At 38.2% G+C, this 16667-nt stretch carries 17 protein-coding genes; 8 read left to right on the forward strand and 9 right to left on the reverse strand.

The window, feature by feature from the left end; all coding sequences use genetic code 11:
- Positions 1 to 801 precede the first annotated feature (801 nt).
- Positions 802 to 1413 carry an undecaprenyl-diphosphate phosphatase gene (gene ybjG / locus HMPREF0693_RS07230; RefSeq protein ID WP_004247606.1) on the reverse strand — a complete coding sequence of 204 codons (612 nt, stop codon included), beginning with the start codon at positions 1411 to 1413 and terminating at the stop codon, positions 802 to 804.
- 237 nt (positions 1414 to 1650) lie between these two features.
- Here ybjG and HMPREF0693_RS07235 point away from each other — a divergent pair, with 237 nt between their 5' ends.
- Positions 1651 to 2076, forward strand: a complete 426-nt coding sequence (locus tag HMPREF0693_RS07235) for a secondary thiamine-phosphate synthase enzyme YjbQ (protein WP_004244540.1) — start codon at positions 1651 to 1653, stop codon at positions 2074 to 2076.
- A 266-nt stretch (positions 2077 to 2342) separates the two neighbouring features.
- Here HMPREF0693_RS07235 and HMPREF0693_RS07240 read toward each other — a convergent pair whose 3' ends face one another.
- Complete coding sequence (locus HMPREF0693_RS07240) at positions 2343 to 2606, reverse strand: GrxA family glutaredoxin (RefSeq protein ID WP_004244541.1); 264 nt, start codon at positions 2604 to 2606, stop codon at positions 2343 to 2345.
- A gap of 170 nt (positions 2607 to 2776) precedes the next feature.
- Here HMPREF0693_RS07240 and HMPREF0693_RS07245 point away from each other — a divergent pair, with 170 nt between their 5' ends.
- The 3 genes from HMPREF0693_RS07245 (at position 2777) to rlmC (ending at position 4915) form a co-directional block, all read left to right on the forward strand.
- Entirely contained in the window at positions 2777 to 3079 is a 303-nt protein-coding gene (locus tag HMPREF0693_RS07245; protein ID WP_004247610.1) for a YbjC family protein, read from the forward strand.
- Between the two features lie 170 nt (positions 3080 to 3249).
- Positions 3250 to 3753, forward strand: a complete 504-nt coding sequence (locus HMPREF0693_RS07250; protein WP_004244546.1) for a type III secretion system chaperone family protein — start codon at positions 3250 to 3252, stop codon at positions 3751 to 3753.
- A 28-nt stretch (positions 3754 to 3781) separates the two neighbouring features.
- Positions 3782 to 4915 (forward strand): 23S rRNA (uracil(747)-C(5))-methyltransferase RlmC, encoded by a 1134-nt coding sequence (gene rlmC, locus HMPREF0693_RS07255; RefSeq protein WP_004244547.1) that lies wholly within the window; start codon positions 3782 to 3784, stop codon positions 4913 to 4915.
- A 142-nt stretch (positions 4916 to 5057) separates the two neighbouring features.
- On the opposite strand, the gene artM is transcribed toward rlmC, so the two are convergent.
- From artM to HMPREF0693_RS07285, 6 genes are all read right to left on the reverse strand, one after another.
- A complete protein-coding gene (artM, locus tag HMPREF0693_RS07260; RefSeq protein ID WP_004244548.1) occupies positions 5058 to 5726 on the reverse strand; it encodes an arginine ABC transporter permease ArtM in 669 nt (222 codons plus the stop codon).
- Positions 5726 to 6430 carry an arginine ABC transporter permease ArtQ gene (gene artQ, locus HMPREF0693_RS07265; RefSeq protein ID WP_004244549.1) on the reverse strand — a complete coding sequence of 235 codons (705 nt, stop codon included), beginning with the start codon at positions 6428 to 6430 and terminating at the stop codon, positions 5726 to 5728. The genes artM and artQ overlap by 1 nt, the downstream gene beginning before the upstream one ends.
- Positions 6431 to 6460: 30 nt before the next feature.
- Positions 6461 to 7195, reverse strand: a complete 735-nt coding sequence (gene artJ, locus HMPREF0693_RS07270) for an arginine ABC transporter substrate-binding protein (RefSeq protein ID WP_004244550.1) — start codon at positions 7193 to 7195, stop codon at positions 6461 to 6463.
- Between the two features lie 14 nt (positions 7196 to 7209).
- Positions 7210 to 7938 carry an arginine ABC transporter ATP-binding protein ArtP gene (artP, locus tag HMPREF0693_RS07275; RefSeq protein WP_012367698.1) on the reverse strand — a complete coding sequence of 243 codons (729 nt, stop codon included), beginning with the start codon at positions 7936 to 7938 and terminating at the stop codon, positions 7210 to 7212.
- A 115-nt stretch (positions 7939 to 8053) separates the two neighbouring features.
- Positions 8054 to 9508: a DUF2867 domain-containing protein gene (locus HMPREF0693_RS07280; protein WP_004244552.1), complete on the reverse strand. Its 1455-nt coding sequence runs from the start codon at positions 9506 to 9508 to the stop codon at positions 8054 to 8056.
- A 51-nt stretch (positions 9509 to 9559) separates the two neighbouring features.
- Positions 9560 to 10462 (reverse strand): LysO family transporter, encoded by a 903-nt coding sequence (locus tag HMPREF0693_RS07285; protein WP_004244553.1) that lies wholly within the window; start codon positions 10460 to 10462, stop codon positions 9560 to 9562.
- 345 nt (positions 10463 to 10807) lie between these two features.
- On the opposite strand from HMPREF0693_RS07285, the gene HMPREF0693_RS07290 reads away from it, so the two are divergent.
- The 3 genes from HMPREF0693_RS07290 to macB all read left to right on the forward strand — a co-directional run bounded on the left by HMPREF0693_RS07290 (position 10808) and on the right by macB (position 15675).
- Entirely contained in the window at positions 10808 to 12481 is a 1674-nt protein-coding gene (locus HMPREF0693_RS07290) for an ATP-dependent nuclease (protein WP_004244554.1), read from the forward strand.
- 141 nt (positions 12482 to 12622) lie between these two features.
- Entirely contained in the window at positions 12623 to 13732 is a 1110-nt protein-coding gene (macA, locus tag HMPREF0693_RS07295; protein WP_004244555.1) for a macrolide transporter subunit MacA, read from the forward strand.
- On the forward strand, positions 13732 to 15675 hold the full coding sequence (macB, locus tag HMPREF0693_RS07300; protein ID WP_004244556.1) for a macrolide ABC transporter ATP-binding protein/permease MacB: 1944 nt from the start codon (positions 13732 to 13734) through the stop codon (positions 15673 to 15675). Before macA ends, macB begins: the two co-directional genes overlap by 1 nt.
- Before the next feature lie 162 nt (positions 15676 to 15837).
- Here the strand turns inward: macB and cspD are convergent, their stop codons facing one another.
- Positions 15838 to 16047 (reverse strand): cold shock domain-containing protein CspD, encoded by a 210-nt coding sequence (gene cspD, locus HMPREF0693_RS07305; RefSeq protein ID WP_004244557.1) that lies wholly within the window; start codon positions 16045 to 16047, stop codon positions 15838 to 15840.
- A 289-nt stretch (positions 16048 to 16336) separates the two neighbouring features.
- Here cspD and clpS point away from each other — a divergent pair, with 289 nt between their 5' ends.
- Entirely contained in the window at positions 16337 to 16651 is a 315-nt protein-coding gene (gene clpS, locus HMPREF0693_RS07310) for an ATP-dependent Clp protease adapter ClpS (RefSeq protein WP_004244558.1), read from the forward strand.
- Positions 16652 to 16667 lie beyond the last annotated feature (16 nt).

Below are 16667 nucleotides of genomic sequence, written 5' to 3' on the forward strand. Positions count from 1 at the left end.
AATATCTTCAATTACCACATACTAAAAAAGCTAGATTTTAAAAGAATAAAAATCTTCTAAAATTTGAAAAAATATTCAATAAGTTTATATCTAGACTTTAGATGGGCAGAATATAGTGTTTTTCAGGATAAACTACCGTGATCACCATCTCAAATGCTAAATATAACTAAAAAATCGCTAAATGTAACATTTTTTATACTTTGTGCTTTTTGTGTGCTGTTTATAAACATTTTGAAATGGTTTTCCAAAATTGTTTATTTTTTAGAATAAAATTAAATATAGAAATATTCATATGTTAATGATTATTTTTCCTGCTTTCTATTTTTTATAAAATAGATGATTTAAATCAATGAGGTTATTTTTATTTACATTTAAAACATTATTTTAACTTTATAATATGTTGATTTATATATAAAAAATAAATTTTGTGACTTGGCTAAAAAATCACTTAAAAGCCTATAGAAATAAAAAAATATGATTATTTATTAATGGTCTTCTACTGTTTGATAAAATAGTTATCTCATTATTTTATCAATAACAGAAATATTGTTTATATTTGGTACAATATTCCTGTTAATAAAATCATAAAATATTTTATTTCTAGTGAATATAAAAACTTCATTTTGATTAAAATAACAACGAAATTATTTTTTGGACAAAAAATATAATAATAGAGAATATTTTTATTCATATATTAATATATAAAATCTTTATTTATTTATATTAAATAGCAGAAAAAGACAATAAAAAAGACCACATTAATACTGTGGCCTTTTGCGGTTGTTTCTTATCCTAATAGGATTAAGCTTTTGTCCAACCTTTGCGAATAGGATATGCAAAGCAGAGTTGATAAAGCTGGTGGATCGCTTTTTGTAACTTTTTCCCGCCTTGTGACCAAAGTATTTGACTTAATGCACAAGAGAGGAGAGCAACAATAAATGCACCAACCATATCTATTGGCCAATGGACGCCAAGATAGATACGAGCCCAAGCAATCGCAAGACCTAAAATAAGCATCAGCATGCCAATGCGTTTACTGTTATGCCAAAAAAGATAAGCCAGTGCGATAGTAAACACGAAAGTACCATGATTACTAGGGAAGGAAGGCGTTGCCTCATGATCAAGGAAGTTATAACCGATATTGGCTGCAAAAGGGCGATCATGGGGAGCTATCATACCGATAAACCAAGAGATAGAGAGGGCAATAATCAGAGCGACCCCAGCCTTACAAGCTAAAGTCCTTTGCTGATCAATATGCTTTTCATTTCCCCATAGCCAATAGAAAGCTAAAGACAGAGGGAACAAGTAAACCAAGTATTTAGCAATAAAGATCGCGACATTAATCTCTAAAGGGGAGGCCGAAGGGGTTGCATTCATCAATGAAAATACGGCTAAATTGAGTTGTTCCAGCAAAGTAAGCTCCATATATATCGTGCTGATAGGCAATGTTTATGGTACATAATCAGTCAATCCCACAAGGTTAAATGAGGCTGTGCGCAGGGTAAAGAGTAATTTTCTTATTTAATTGTGCTTTTTTTCAAGAATTGTCAGTTTTTTTTCGCTGACTGACTGAATTAACTAAAAAAACACTTTACCCTTGAGTAATTGCACTTTTTTATCTATCACCCATATGTTTAAAGGTATTAATCAATGTGGTTTCAAAAAGAGATTTTACTTCAAGCAAAACCGAGAGGATTTCATTTAATCACACAGGCACTGTTGCAAGAATTACCCGAACTCAGACAATACAAAATAGGTATTGCTCATTTTTTTATTCAACATACTTCTGCGTCATTAACCATTAATGAAAACGCCGATCCGACTGTACGCAGTGATTTTGAAAGTTTCTTTAATCGCTGTGTGAAAGAGCATGAAGCTTATTATCTTCACACTTATGAAGGCAGTGATGATATGCCAGCCCATCTTAAAAGTAGTTTACTTGGTCAGAGTGTGTCGGTGCCTATTTGCCAAGGGGAATTAAATTTAGGTACATGGCAGGGGATTTATTTAGGTGAACATAGAGATCACGGTGGGCGTCGACGTATTGTGGTGACATTACAAGGAGAGTGTTACTGAATTTTAGGCAATAAAAAACCCGACAGTTATTTCACCAAAAGGGGTTGAAACTATCGGGCTCCTCAATATTTGGGGACATCAAAGAAAAGCAGTGGCACTAATTCAGACTACGAGTTAAAAAGAAAGTTCGCCAATTAATGAAAAAAAATAGAAATATTTTTAGTAAGTGGTCTGAAAAGGGAAAAAACAACGGAGAAAGTAGTAGGTAAAAAAGAATGAAAACGCTAAAACACATTGATAAATAAAGTATTTTAGCGTTTTAAAAATTAGTTATAGATGCCTAAATGCTCTTTCGCATAAGCTTCAAAATCTGTGCAGCCACCAATGTGTTTTTCATCAATAAAAATTTGTGGCACAGTTTCAACAGGTTTACCGACGGTTTTTGATAAGTCTGCTTTGGTAATACCTTCAGCTTGAATATCCACATAGCGGAAATCAAAGTCATCACGTTTTTCAGACAAGGTTTCAGCAAGTTGTTTAGCTCGGACACAATATGGGCAACCAGGACGACCAAAAATTACAACAAACATACGACACTCCTTATTGAGGAAAAAAATTCAGGCATAATAGTCTTTATTTGTGAATACTATGCCTTTTTATTCGAATAAACAAAAACAGTTATTGCCTTTTAGTGTAATAAATTATATCAATTTGCTGAATGATGATATAGGACGAGTGCAAGGCGATGAACGGAGACAACATGGAAAAGCCCTCTAAACGGGATATGAAAACACTATCAGATATGCCAAAGCCAATTATTATTATTGAACTAATTGGTATTGTGCTATTGGTTATCGCTTACTTATATATTAATCAATATATGACTTCACCGGAATGGTTAACAACCTATACAGGGCAATTGACCTTGGTTGTTTTAGGGGTGCTTTGTATGATCCCACCTGCAATACATATCGTTTGGCGAGCGATCTATCGTTTAACCTTCTTAGGTATTGATACTAAGGCAACTGAAAATAAAAAGAAAAAGCCACATAACGAAAAATAAATACAGTTTTATATCATGATGAGTGAAAGAGGCTAGGTGACTTAGCCTCTTTGTCACTTGACTTTATTTGTGGCGTTTTTCTATTTATTACTGCCTTCTGGTGAAAAAAAGTGGCAAAATAACGCCAATGCAGAAAAGCACTCTTATTTTTAGCGCGTAAAGGTTATTTAATGGACGCTGTTGTTACTATCGATCTGGATCAGCTGAAATCTTGGCTGGATGAATTACAGATTGCTTTCTATGAATGTGACTCTTGTCAGGCGTTACATTTACCTCATCTTCAATATATCAATGGTATTTTTGATGCTAAAATTGATGTGCTTGATGATGTGCTTGTTTTTACCGCTATTGCTGAATTAAAACCATCAGCGATAGTGCCTGTTATGGCAAATCTTAGTCAAATTAATGCAAGTTCCCTATTTATTAAGACGTTCCTAGAAATTAGCGATGAAAACTTACCGAAATTAGTTTTGAGCCAATCTTTACCTATTGCTGTGGGACTATCATTTAATCAGTTCGATCTGTTTTTACATAAGGCTGAAGAGCAGTCAGCAGAAGTGATCAGTGAGATCTTTAATAATGATTTTCTGTATGGCGAAAGACAAGAAAATGAAGAAGATGAAGATCTAGACATAACATCATCATCAACAGACTCTTCATATACTGTACATTAATTACTATCTATAACGGTCACAAAATCTTATGCAATGCGCACGCTCCAGTGCGGGTGATTGCCACTCTTGTGAGTGGCTTTCTCTTGCTTATTCCGAACAAATTAATCAAAAACAACATAATCTATTAGATCTATTGCCCAAAAACTACGCGTTTACTCAATTAGCGCCGGTAGAAAGCCAACAAGTTCAATTTCGTAATAAAGCGAAAATGGTGGTAAGTGGTAGTGTCGAAAAACCGATTTTAGGGTTACGTAAACCAGAGGGGGAAGGTGTTGATTTATGCCAATGCCCACTCTATCCCGCTTCCTTTGAACCGGTTTTCCCAATATTAAAAACCTTTATTGCCAAAGCAGGATTAGTGCCTTATAACGTGGAACGTCGTCGAGGCGAGCTAAAGTTTATTTTATTAACAGAAAGTCGCCACAATCACAGCATGATGCTACGTTTTGTGTTGCGCTCAGAAAAAAAACTGGCGCAACTTCGCCAAGCATTACCATGGTTACAGGCTCAATTACCCCAATTAGCCGTTATTTCGGTGAATATCCAACCTGTCCATATGGCGATATTGGAAGGTGAGCAAGAAATTGTATTAACAGAAAAAACCTTTTTAGATGAATATTTTAATGAGATTCCGTTACATATTCGCCCGAAAGGTTTTTTTCAAACCAATCCCGATGTTGCCGCGTCACTGTATGCAACGGCAGGGCATTGGGTCAAAGAGTTGCAGATAAACCGGTTATGGGATCTCTTTTGTGGCTCAGGGGGGTTTGGCTTACATTGCGCACAAAAAAACACGGAATTAATAGGCATTGAGATTAGCCCTGAAGCGATTGAATGTGCACGTTTATCCGCCAATGAATTAGGGTTAGAGCATGTAGAGTTTCAAGCGCTGGACTCTACTGGTTTTGCTTTAGCAAGAGAGTCTGTTCCTGAATTAGTACTGGTTAATCCGCCACGACGGGGTATTGGCGAAACGTTATGCGACTATTTAAATAGTATGAAGCCTCGTTTTATCCTCTATTCCAGTTGTAATGCTCAAACGATGGCAAAAGATATACAACAACTTTCTCATTATCGTATCGATAGAGTGCAACTGTTTGATATGTTCCCTCATACTGCTCATTATGAAGTGTTGACGCTCTTGGTTTTACAACAAAGTTAAACGCTAATTTAATCGCAATAACATGTTATTGTCGTTAACGCTTGATAATTTTAACTGCACAACTTAATAACCCCCAAAGCGGTTGTTCAACTTTGGGGGTTAATTTTAAAGCAAAAAACGTGGTGTAATGATTAAAGTTGCACTAATCACGATGTTCAAAAGCTAAGGCTTTCTTCTCAATTAATCTCATTAACAGTGTCAGTATTCCATTGATAGCTAAATAAATAATGCCTGCAGCAACAAATACCATCACATCATAATTTTGCCCAAAGACTTGTCGGCTATAGCCGGTTAGCTCAAGTAAAGTGATAGTGCTAGCAAGAGAAGTACTCTTGAAAATCAGCACCACTTCATTGGAATAAGAAGAAAGGGCGCGTTTGAAAGCATAAGGTAAGATGACATTCGCTGTTTGTAGCGGTGACATACCTAAAGCTTGGCAGGATTGCCATTGTCCAGCAGGTATCGCCCTGACTGCACCGTGGAAAAGGAGTGTTGAATAAGCCGCACTATTTAATGCTAATGTCACCATGGCGCAAAACCAAGGTGTGGATAATAATTCCCACAACAGAGGATATTCTTTTAATGAGGGGAATTGTCCTGGTCCATAATAGATTAAGAAAAATTGTACCAACAAAGGTGTGCCAGTAAACAATGTAATATAGACTTTTACGATAGGTGAAATAACAGGGACTTTTAATGCCAAAATAAAAGTCATTAATACCGATAACGTAAAGGCGACTAAGAGCGCAACAAAAGTCAGTGATAAACTGGTCGGTAAGCCTGGTAAAATATCAACAATATAATCCCACATTATGAGGCACTCCGTTCAAATCGGGTCGTTCTCATCTCTAACCATTTCAGAATATATTGGCTGACTAATGTAATGGCTAAATAGATAAGTGCCACAATGCTATACCAAGTAAAAGGCTCTTGAGTACGATTGGCAATACTCTGGGTTTGTAGCATTAAATCATTAACGCTAATTAATGAGACTAAAGCGGTATCTTTTAAGAGCACTAACCACTGATTACCGAGTCCGGGTAACGCGTGACGCCACATTTGAGGCATGATAAAGCGGAAAAAAATGGTGATTTTTCCCATACCCAATGCCTGTCCTGCTTCCCACTGTCCGGTTGGCACGGCTTTTAATGCACCACGTAAAGTTTGTGAAGCGTAAGACGCATACAGAAGTGAAAGGGCGATAACACCACAATAGAAAGGTAAAGATTCAGTATCACCAAAGTCAAATTGTAAGGTGAAAGGACCTAATTCAATACCATCCATGAGCATCATGACACCTTGTAAGGTGCCATAATAGACAAAAAGAACCACCAGCATTTCTGGCAGTCCTCTAATTAGTGTTACCCAGCAAGTTCCTAGAAAAGCAAAGGCTTTCCACTTTGCGGATTCCCACGCAGTAAACAGCATGGCTAGAACTAATCCGATAATAAGAGCAGAAATAGCAAGTGTGACCGTAGTCACGGTCGCACCTGCTAGCGTTGTTATTTCATTCATTTATTAAGCTATTGTTGTTATTAACTATAATTATTCAAACCATTTTTTATAAATGACATCATAGGTGCCATCGGCTTTTACTTCAGATAATGCTTTGTTTAATTTATCTTGTAAATCAGCATTACCTTTTCTTACTGCAATAGCAAGGCCTGTACCAAAATAGTTAGGATCAGTGACCTTATCACCAACAATACCTAATTCAGGATTCTTTTTCAGCCATTCATTAACCACAGCGGTATCACCAAAGATAGCCTCGATACGACCATTTTTTAGGTCTAACACGGCATTTTGGTAACTGTCATAAGGCACCGTTTTCATCTCTTTATGTTGTTCATTGATGAATTTCTGATGGGTTGTCCCATTTTGGACACCAATTTGCTTGCCTTTTAAGCTTGCAACATCGGAAATTTTACCTGTCACGGTGATAAAGACCGCTGAGTTGTCATAGTAAGAATCAGTAAAATCTACCTGTTTTTGACGCTCAGGCGTAATATCAATCCCCGCCATTAATGCGTCAAAACGGCGGAATTTTAAGCTAGGAATTAAGCTATCAAATGATTGATTGGTAAAAGTACATTCAGCATTAATTTTTTCACACATGGCATTTGCTAAATCTACATCAAAACCAACGATTTGATTGTTTGCATCAATCATTTCAAATGGAGGATAAGTTGCCTCAGTAGCAAAACGAATAGTCTCTTTATCAGCCGCTGTTGCAGAAAGTGTAATACTGGTCAGAAGTGCTGCAAATAATATTTTTTTCATTGTCAGATCCCGATTTAGTGTGACAAGTAATTAGCAAAAGCTTCCGTTTGAGGGGCAGTGAAATGATGATTATCACCTTGCTCTATAATACGGCCGTTTTCCATATATACAACTTTGCTTGCGGCTTTGCGCGCAATTTCAACTTCATGGGTCACAATAACTTGTGTGATCCCTGTTTCAGAAAGCTCTTTTATGATATCAACAACTTGAGCCGTAATTTCTGGATCAAGTGCTGCCGTTGGTTCATCAAATAACAGTACCTGAGGCTCCATCATTAATGCTCTTGCAATGGCAACACGTTGCTGTTGTCCACCGGATAAATGCAGTGGAAAACGTTGTGCATAATCACTTAAACGTAAACGCTCAAGTAATTTCATCGCTTTTTCTTTAGCTTGCGGTTTTGCCAAGCCTAAAACACGACAAGGTGCTTCAATTAAATTATCAAGAACCGTTAAGTGTGGCCATAAATTATATTGCTGAAAAACCATGCCAACATTTTGGCGTAATGTACGAATCGCTTTCGCATTCGGTTGCTGGCCAAAATCAAAATGTAGACCAGCAATGTCTAATTCACCAGAACGAGGCATTTCTAATAAGTTTAGAACCCGCATTAGAGAGCTCTTACCCGCACCACTTGGTCCTAACAGAACCATTGTTTCACCAGCAGAACATTCTAGATTAATATCATAGAGTGCTTGGTGCGAACCGTAGAAACAATTTATATTTTTTAATTGAATACTCATGCGTTTTTTTTGAATAGTCATTAACTGTTTCAAATGATAAAACGATGAGAATAATTATGCAACTAATAGTGCATAAAAAATTGCTTTTTTTACTTAAAAATGGATATTAGGACGATTAATCGGGCTTTTTAGGTGAATTTTTATCCAATCTATAGGCGTAAGTTGAGATGGTTTGAGCCATACCTTTAAAAATAAATAAATGGGCTGGCATCATGGCAAACCAATAGAGTAAACCACTAAAACCAGCAGGATGCCACCAAGCACGGACATCTAATGAGCGTAGGTTACCACTATCGTGAATAGTAAAAGAGAGGCGCCCTAAACCGGGGGCTTTCATACCGAAGAGTAAAGTCAGTTGTTTTTCAGGCTCTAACTTTATTACCCGCCAACCATCAATCATATCACCTAGCGCTAGCGTTTCACGCTGAGGGCGTCCATAAGTGACTTTGTTGCCGACAAGATCATCTAATAAAGCACGTGTTTTCCATAATGCATTACCATAAAAATAACCTTGTTCACCACCAATTTGCTGAACGACATGCCAAAGTGCCGCCGCACTTGCTGGTGTTGACACTGTACATCCGGCATTTTTGGGATAATAGCCATAGCCGGGTTTCCAACGGTTACGTACTTCAGGAGAGTAACCCCAATCTTGATCATCTAAAGCTGCTTCTTCATCTGCGAGTGTTTCTCTGACTGCGTCATCAAAAGAAATTAACTTTTGTGGGATCAGTTTGCGTAAAGAGGCATCTTTAGCGGGAAGATCGTATTTAAGCCCTTGGATAAGCTCCTTGGCGATTGAAGTGGGTACTGAAGTTATTAGGCTAATAAACCCAGCAGAAATAATACTGGCGGGGATCGGCAAAGGGATCAGTAATCGTTTTTTGCCGGAGATGTTAATAAAGCGCTCAAAAAGTGTTTGATAGCTAATATATTCAGGGCCACCGGCATCAAAAATGCGGTGTTGATGGGTTGGGTGATGAATAATTTCTGTTAAATAGTAAATTAAATTTTTTAACGCAATAGGGGATGATTTTGAACGCACCCAACGCGGCGGGGTTAATATCGGTAAGTTATATACCATATCTCGCATGATCTCAAAAGCGGCCGAGCCGGGACCGACAATCATAGAGGTGCGGATTTCCGTCACAGGAATAGAGCTGGTTCTAAGTACTTCTCCCGTGAGCTTGCGGGCAACAAGATGGGGAGAGTAGGGTTGATCTTTATGTTGGAGCGCACTTAAAAAAATAATTTGTTTAACGTCACTCTCTTCTAAAGCATCTACGACGTTCAATGCCGCTTGGCGCTCTTGTTCGATAAGGTTATGGGCATCTCCCATACTGTGCACAAGGTAATACACAATATCCGTATTACGGATGACATCTCGTAATGTTTTGGGATCGTGTAAATCAACAAATACACAGCGTATATTTTGCCACCCTTGCGACATCATCCAATCGACTCTACGAGCTCCGGCGGTGACTTGATGGCCTTGTGCTATTAAGGCAGGAATAAGATTTTGTCCAATATGTCCACTGGCACCTAATACCAATACACGCTGTTGATTCATCGTTAACCCACTGTAAGAAAAGACGTAATAATACTATTGTTACAAAATTTTCTATGAAGTAAAGAACGCCATTAAGATTGGTGTGACCAAACTTAATACGAAACCATGCACAATTGCAGCAGGAACTATGGCAACCCCTCCGCTGCGTTGTAATACAGGTAGCGTAAAGTCCATAGAAGTTGAACCACAAATACCTAATGCCGTATTTCTATAACGATTAACAATAATGGGGATTAGCATGATAGCGGCTAATTCACGCATTAAGTCATTAAAGAAAGCGGTACTACCAATTACCGGGCCAAACGCATCGGTTAATACGATCCCCGATAAAGAATACCAACCATAACCAGAGGCTATCGCTAATCCCATTTTTGTGGGTAATCCGAGTAAATAAGCCGCTAATGCACCACCTGCAAGGGCACTTATTGCCATCACTATTGCAATGGTAGTACCGCGACGATTAATTAAGATCTGCTTTGGACTCATGCCACTATTACGTAATTGTAGACCAACAAGCCATAATAAAAAGATAAGTGCGCCTTGGCTGGCTTGAGATGCATAACCAAAAATTGACCATCCGGTTAAACCGACAAAAAAACCTACTACCACTACACCACAAAGTTGTAGTGATTCGAGTACCATTTTGATACGTGAAGGGGGCTTAGCTTGTTTATGTGCAGGGACATGCCAAGGATCTTTTTTATCCAGCAACCATAAAAACAGCAGATTGGCACCAAAAGTACAGATAAAGAAGACACTGGCATAGGCAAGGATAGAAAATAAATTTTCACCAATATTATCTAACATGGCTAAGCTAACCCCCATTAAAAAGAGGATCACATAGACCATTGCACTAAGTAAACGGTTAGCCAATTGAAGCAAAGGGCGATTGTTTAACTTAATCAAATACCCTATAAACAGGGGCAATAGGATAATCAATAACCCTGATAGCATTTCTATTCCTTACTGAGTGTTGTCAAAATTATAAAATAAACTAATAACGCGAATTGTATTATAACATTTGCTAATAGTTATGTGGATATAGAAACCGCGATAAGTTGAAAATTTTTATTACAGAAGAAGAGCCTAGCACGATCTGATTAATATAGCCTTAATTGTTTGAAAAATGAGCTAATTAGTTATGTGTCGAATAGTTGAGTAAATTTTATTACGCTCCTGAGGAACTGTGTTTTAATAAAAATAAGTCATTAAGTAAAATTATTATCAGAAAGCGTATAAAGTTGATAGAGATGCAATAGATGAACCATAACAACTGAGTTGCGACCTGAGAGGGAATTTATGTATTTAGAAAGAGTGGAAATAGCAGGATTTCGGGGGCTTAATCGCCTTTCTCTCCCCCTTGATATGAATACGGTTTTGGTTGGTGAAAATGCATGGGGTAAAACTTCATTACTTGATGCGTTAACCTTGAGTTTGGGGATCGAAACTTATCAATATGCTTTTACAGCAGAAGATTTTCATCGTTTACCTAATGAGCCAGAAAACAGTAAAAAAAACCTACAAATTATTCTAACTTTTACTGAATCACGTCCTGGTCGTCATCGCTCGTATCGTTTTCGTAAATTAGCACCTGTATGGATAGCTAATGGAGATGCTCGTAAGCATATTTATTACCGTATTAGTGCAGAATTAGATGAGCAACAGAATGTCAAAACATTTCGTTATTTTCTGGATAAAGAAGGTAAACAGATCCGTTTAGCTAATGGACAAACCAAAGCGATTATTGCTGAAATAGTGCGTCTTTATCCGGTATTGCGCTTACAGGATGCGCGTTTTATACCTAATTTAACAACAGAAGTTATTGACTCTCATAATGAGCCTCATCGTGAAGCATTTAATAATAAGATGAGTGAATTAACGAAAGCATTAATTAATAACCCAGACAATTTATCAGATGAAGATTTACGTGAAGGGTTAGATGCAATGCAACAGTTATTAGGACACTATTTTGCTGATCACGGTGCGCTACTGTTTAAATCTCATTTGAAACATCGCAAAGTCAGTGAGCCACATATTCGAGGATGGCATGCACTAGAAAATATTAATAAGATTTTAGCGAAACCTAATCAGCGCAATATCCGCTTAATTATTTTAGGTATGTTCTCTTCTATTCTACAGTCACGAGGCAGTGTCGAACTTGATCCTTATGCAAGACCGATAGTGATTGTAGAAAACCCTGAAACTCGCTTACACCCTATTATGCTTTCTGTGGCATGGGGATTATTAAATCTCTTTTCTTTGCAACGCATTACGACAACCAATTCAGGGGAGTTACTCTCCTTAGCGCCACTACAAAGTGTTTGTCGATTAGTACGTGATACAGATAAAGTTGCCGCTTATCGACTTGGCGACAAACAACTTCATGCAGAAGAAGAGCGTCGTATCTCTTTTCATATTCGTTATAACCGACCTTCTGCACTCTTTGCTCGTTGTTGGTTATTGGTCGAAGGGGAAACGGAAATCTGGCTAATGAACGAATTAGCCAGACAATGTAACTACTTCTTTGAATCTGAAGGGATCAAAGTCATTGAGTTTGCGCAGTGCGGACTTAAGCCACTGTTAAAGTATGCTACCTATATGGGTATAGAATGGCATACGTTGGTTGATGGCGATGAGGCGGGTAAAAAATATGCCGCCACCGTTAAAGAATTTGCCGCAAAAAGAAATGATGCGGAGCGTGACCGATTAACACGGTTGCCAGCATTAGATATGGAACACTATTTATATAAAGAAGGTTTTCGCAATGTCTATCATGAGGTTGCGGGTGTTCCTGATAATGAAAAATGGCCAGTAAGACGTGTGATCATAAAAGCGATACAACGTTCATCAAAGCCTGATCTTGCCTTAACGGTTGCTAATAATGCTGCACAACGAGGTATTGATGCTATTCCTACTTTATTAAAGGTGATGTTTTCTCGGGTAGCATGGCTTGCGAGAGGAAAAGCCAATTAAGTCATTTTTCTATGCTTCTATTTATAGGGGCATAGATATCTTATTGTGTTTTTATTATCGAAAAAGTTAAGGGTGATTTTAGGTTATTACCAACAGGACTTTATTTTTTATTTCACTCTTATTGTATAAGAAGGATATTTCATGGCTTTTTTCCTAACTAAAAAGCAAGGGAAGATTATAGCTGCTATTTTGATTTTTATTGCCATAGGCTTATTTTTTTTCTGGCCGAAAGAGCATTTACCTAGTTATCAAACACAAAAAATTACTCGTGGGGAGCTTTCCAAAGAAGTCACAGCAACGGGCAAATTAGATGCGGTACGTAAAGTCGATGTTGGTGCGCAGGTGAGTGGTCAGCTACAAACCTTATATGTAAAAGAAGGGGATGTAGTAAAAAAAGGCGATCTGCTGGCGATTATTGATCCGAAAAAAGCACAAAATGAGGTCGCGGAATCTCAAGAAACGAATAATGAACTGACGGCTAATTTACAGCAAGCTAAAGCCGAATTACGTTTGGCGCAATTGACTTATCAACGTCAATTAAAGCTGATTGGCACACATGTTATAGCCCAAGAAGAGCTTGATCGCACTAAAACAGACGTTGAAGTCAAAAAAGCGCGAGTGGCGACTTATGAAGCACAAATTAGAAAAAATCAGGCAACACTGGATACCGCAAGAACTAATTTGCAATATACCCGTATTACTGCGCCGATGGATGGTGTGGTCACTTTTATCAAAACCCTTGAAGGGCAGACAGTCATTGCAGCTCAAGAAGCACCAACCATATTAACATTAGCTGATTTAGATACCATGTTAGTAAAAGCCGAAGTTTCTGAGGCGGATGTTATCTATTTAAAACCCGATCTTAAAGCCTCTTTTACTGTGTTAGGAGCACCAGACAAAGCCTTCAATGGTAAGTTAAAAGATATTTTACCTACACCTGAAAAAATCAATGATGCGATTTTTTACTATGCACGTTTTGAAGTCCCCAATGAACAACATTTGTTGCGTTTACAAATGACAGCACAAGTTAAAATTCTCCTTGAGCATAAAAAAGATATTCTCTTAGTGCCATTATCAGCATTAGGGGAAGATGTAGGCATAAATGAATATCAAGTAGAGGTTCTCGTCAATGGGCAGCCTGAAAAACGCGTAGTTAAAATCGGTATTCGTACAGATGTTTATGCAGAAGTCATTAGTGGATTAAATGAAAATGATGACGTGATCCTCGGTGAGATTGCAGGAGAGTCATAATGTCTGCATTACTAGAGCTCAACAACGTAAGCCGTTTATATACCAATGGTGAAGAAGACACGGTGGTACTGGATCAGATTTCACTGACGATTAATGCTGGGGAAATGGTCGCGATTATTGGTGCATCAGGCTCTGGGAAATCAACGCTAATGAACATATTAGGTTGCCTAGATAAGCCAAGCAGCGGTGAATATAAAGTGACTGGGCAATGTGTGGCAGATATGGAAAGTGACCAACTGGCTGCGCTACGCCGTGAACATTTTGGCTTTATTTTTCAACGCTACCATTTGATGGCGCATTTAACTGCTGAGCAAAATGTGGAGATCCCCGCCATATATGCAGGTAAAAGTACAGAGCAAAGAAAAGAGCGCGCCCGTGCGCTATTAACTCGCCTTGGTTTAGCAGAGCGTATTCACTATCGGCCAAGTCAGCTTTCCGGAGGTCAACAGCAAAGAGTCAGTATTGCCCGTGCATTAATGAATGGCGGAGAAGTGATCCTCGCCGATGAGCCAACGGGGGCATTAGATAGCCAATCGGGTAAAGAGGTAATGGCTATCTTAAAGCAATTAAATCAACAAGGGCATACGGTGATTATTGTCACTCACGATCCATTAATTGCCCAACAAGCCGATCGTATTATTGAAATTAAAGATGGTCAAATTATTAGCGATAATAATAATCACCATTCTGCACCAGTGAAAAAGGCACCACCTGCGATCCAAACCGCCTCTTATTTTCATCAAGTCATTGGACGTTTTACGCAGGCATTAAACATGGCTTGGCGAGCAATGGTGGTGAATAAAATTCGTACCTTGCTGACAATGTTGGGGATCATTATTGGCATTGCCTCTGTTGTCACCATTATTGTTATTGGTGATGCTGCCAAAGATAGGGTCTTAGCAGATATAAAAGCGATTGGCGCCAATACCATTGATATCTATCCGGGTAAGGAGCTTGGTAGTGATTCACCAGAAGATAAACAATCCTTAACCATTCAAGATGTTGATGCGTTAAAACAGCAATCTTATATACAATCAGTGACACCACAGATTTACTTTAGCTCTCGATTACGTCGTGGTAATCAAGATGCGCCGGCAACAGTTTCTGGTGTTAACGAGGATTATTTTTCAGTGTATGCGTTGAAATTTGCACAGGGGAGCACTTTTACGCCTGATATGATCCATCGCCAAGCGCAAGTAGTCGTTATTGATGAAAATACTCGTCATCGTTTTTTCCCGAATAAACAAGCGGTGATTGGCGAGCAAATTATTATTCGTAATATTCCTTCTACTATCATAGGGGTGGTTGCAGAGCAAAAATCCACTTTTGGTGATAATAAGTCATTACGTGTCTGGGTGCCTTACAGTACGCTAAGTAGTCGAATTTATAATCGTAGTTATTTAGATAACATCACGGTAAAAGTAAAAGAGGGCTATGATGCGAGTGTTGCTGAGCAACAAATTCTCCGCTTATTAACGATCCGGCATGGTAAAAAAGATATTTTTACTTATAACATTGATAGCTTTATTAAAGCGGCTGAAAAAACCACGCAAACTATGCAACTGTTTTTAACCTTGGTAGCGGTTATTTCGCTGGTGGTAGGCGGGATCGGCGTGATGAATATCATGTTGGTTTCTGTTACGGAAAGGACTCGGGAAATTGGTATTCGTATGGCGGTAGGCGCACGAGCCAGTGATGTTATGCAACAATTTTTAATTGAGTCAGTACTGGTGTGTTTGGTGGGAGGATTATTAGGTATTAGCCTTTCATTTGCGATTGCTATGTTTGCCAGCATGATGCTACCCAATTGGCATTTTGTGTTCCAGCCCACGGCACTGATAAGTGCTTTTGCTTGCTCTACAGCAATTGGGGTTATTTTTGGTTTTTTACCGGCGAGAAATGCGGCCAAAATGAACCCTATTGATGCCTTAGCGAGAGAGTAAAATAGCGGTAGTCTATAAAAGATCAAAAGCCCTATCTTTCAAAAGATAAGGGCTTTTATTGGTATGATAATGTGAGCGTCATTTTCTGTTTAAAGTGTGAAAATGGACGAAATAAGGGGCGAGAGCGGATAAAATATTATCCACATCATACTTACTTAACCATTATTCGATAATAGGAATGATAAGATCAGCATGATCCCCTTTAGGTCCTTTTATTGTGCTATAATTAACTTTCTGACCCGCTTTCAGTGTGCGGTAGCCTTCCATTCTTATTGATGAATAATGGGCAAAAATATCTTCGCCACCTGCGGCAGGGGTAATGAAACCAAAACCCTTAGCGTTGTTAAACCACTTAACTGTACCTGTCTCCATACTTAGCTTCTCTCATATACTTGTCTTTATTTACTTAACATTACTTTCAGTATATTTACTGAGCTGTTCATAAAACATACTCTAATTAATTGTTTCAATCGTCAAGGGGGAGATGAGCAAGAAAATGTTCCGAGTAGGTGAAACTTTGATGTAGCTAACGCTTTGTTATTTATTTTGGTAGAAAAAGAGTTAATAAAAAACCGTTGATAGGCAGACTTTCCTATGAGATGGTAAACTGAATGTCATAGTGAGTCGTGACGTTTAACAAACCAATGAGTAACACATAACAATGGGTCAGTTTGATTTTTTAACAGAAACTACACTAGGGGAGAAGGTCTCTCAGTTAAATGAGCCACCTGCGATGTATAAGGTGATCTTGAATAATGATGATTACACCCCCATGGATTTTGTTGTAGAAGTATTAACAATGTATTTTTTTCTTAACGAAGAAAAAGCCACACAAATTATGTTGGACGTTCATCATAAAGGGAAGGGAGTGTGTGGTGTCTATAGTGCGGATATCGCTGAAACTAAAGTTGCACAAGTGAATCAATACGCCAGAGAAAATGGCCATCCACTTTTGTGTACACTGGAAAAAGCGTAGTCCGGTGAGTCTTTTA

The organism is Proteus mirabilis ATCC 29906 (assembly GCF_000160755.1).
GTDB classification, from domain to species: domain Bacteria; phylum Pseudomonadota; class Gammaproteobacteria; order Enterobacterales; family Enterobacteriaceae; genus Proteus; species Proteus mirabilis.

What these genes read in the sequence shown, in the direction of transcription:
- HMPREF0693_RS07235 (WP_004244540.1), top strand. Translation starts at nt 1,651, where the DNA reads ATGTGGTTTCAAAAAGAGATTTTACTTCAAGCAAAACCGAGAGGATTT.
- HMPREF0693_RS07240 (WP_004244541.1), bottom strand. Translation starts at nt 2,606, where the DNA reads ATGTTTGTTGTAATTTTTGGTCGTCCTGGTTGCCCATATTGTGTCCGA.
- HMPREF0693_RS07245 (WP_004247610.1), top strand. Translation starts at nt 2,777, where the DNA reads ATGGAAAAGCCCTCTAAACGGGATATGAAAACACTATCAGATATGCCA.
- HMPREF0693_RS07250 (WP_004244546.1), top strand. Translation starts at nt 3,250, where the DNA reads ATGGACGCTGTTGTTACTATCGATCTGGATCAGCTGAAATCTTGGCTG.
- rlmC (WP_004244547.1), top strand. Translation starts at nt 3,782, where the DNA reads ATGCAATGCGCACGCTCCAGTGCGGGTGATTGCCACTCTTGTGAGTGG.
- artM (WP_004244548.1), bottom strand. Translation starts at nt 5,726, where the DNA reads ATGTGGGATTATATTGTTGATATTTTACCAGGCTTACCGACCAGTTTA.
- artQ (WP_004244549.1), bottom strand. Translation starts at nt 6,430, where the DNA reads ATGAATGAAATAACAACGCTAGCAGGTGCGACCGTGACTACGGTCACA.
- artJ (WP_004244550.1), bottom strand. Translation starts at nt 7,195, where the DNA reads ATGAAAAAAATATTATTTGCAGCACTTCTGACCAGTATTACACTTTCT.
- artP (WP_012367698.1), bottom strand. Translation starts at nt 7,938, where the DNA reads ATGAGTATTCAATTAAAAAATATAAATTGTTTCTACGGTTCGCACCAA.
- HMPREF0693_RS07280 (WP_004244552.1), bottom strand. Translation starts at nt 9,508, where the DNA reads ATGAATCAACAGCGTGTATTGGTATTAGGTGCCAGTGGACATATTGGA.
- HMPREF0693_RS07285 (WP_004244553.1), bottom strand. Translation starts at nt 10,462, where the DNA reads ATGCTATCAGGGTTATTGATTATCCTATTGCCCCTGTTTATAGGGTAT.
- HMPREF0693_RS07290 (WP_004244554.1), top strand. Translation starts at nt 10,808, where the DNA reads ATGTATTTAGAAAGAGTGGAAATAGCAGGATTTCGGGGGCTTAATCGC.
- macA (WP_004244555.1), top strand. Translation starts at nt 12,623, where the DNA reads ATGGCTTTTTTCCTAACTAAAAAGCAAGGGAAGATTATAGCTGCTATT.
- macB (WP_004244556.1), top strand. Translation starts at nt 13,732, where the DNA reads ATGTCTGCATTACTAGAGCTCAACAACGTAAGCCGTTTATATACCAAT.
- cspD (WP_004244557.1), bottom strand. Translation starts at nt 16,047, where the DNA reads ATGGAGACAGGTACAGTTAAGTGGTTTAACAACGCTAAGGGTTTTGGT.
- clpS (WP_004244558.1), top strand. Translation starts at nt 16,337, where the DNA reads ATGGGTCAGTTTGATTTTTTAACAGAAACTACACTAGGGGAGAAGGTC.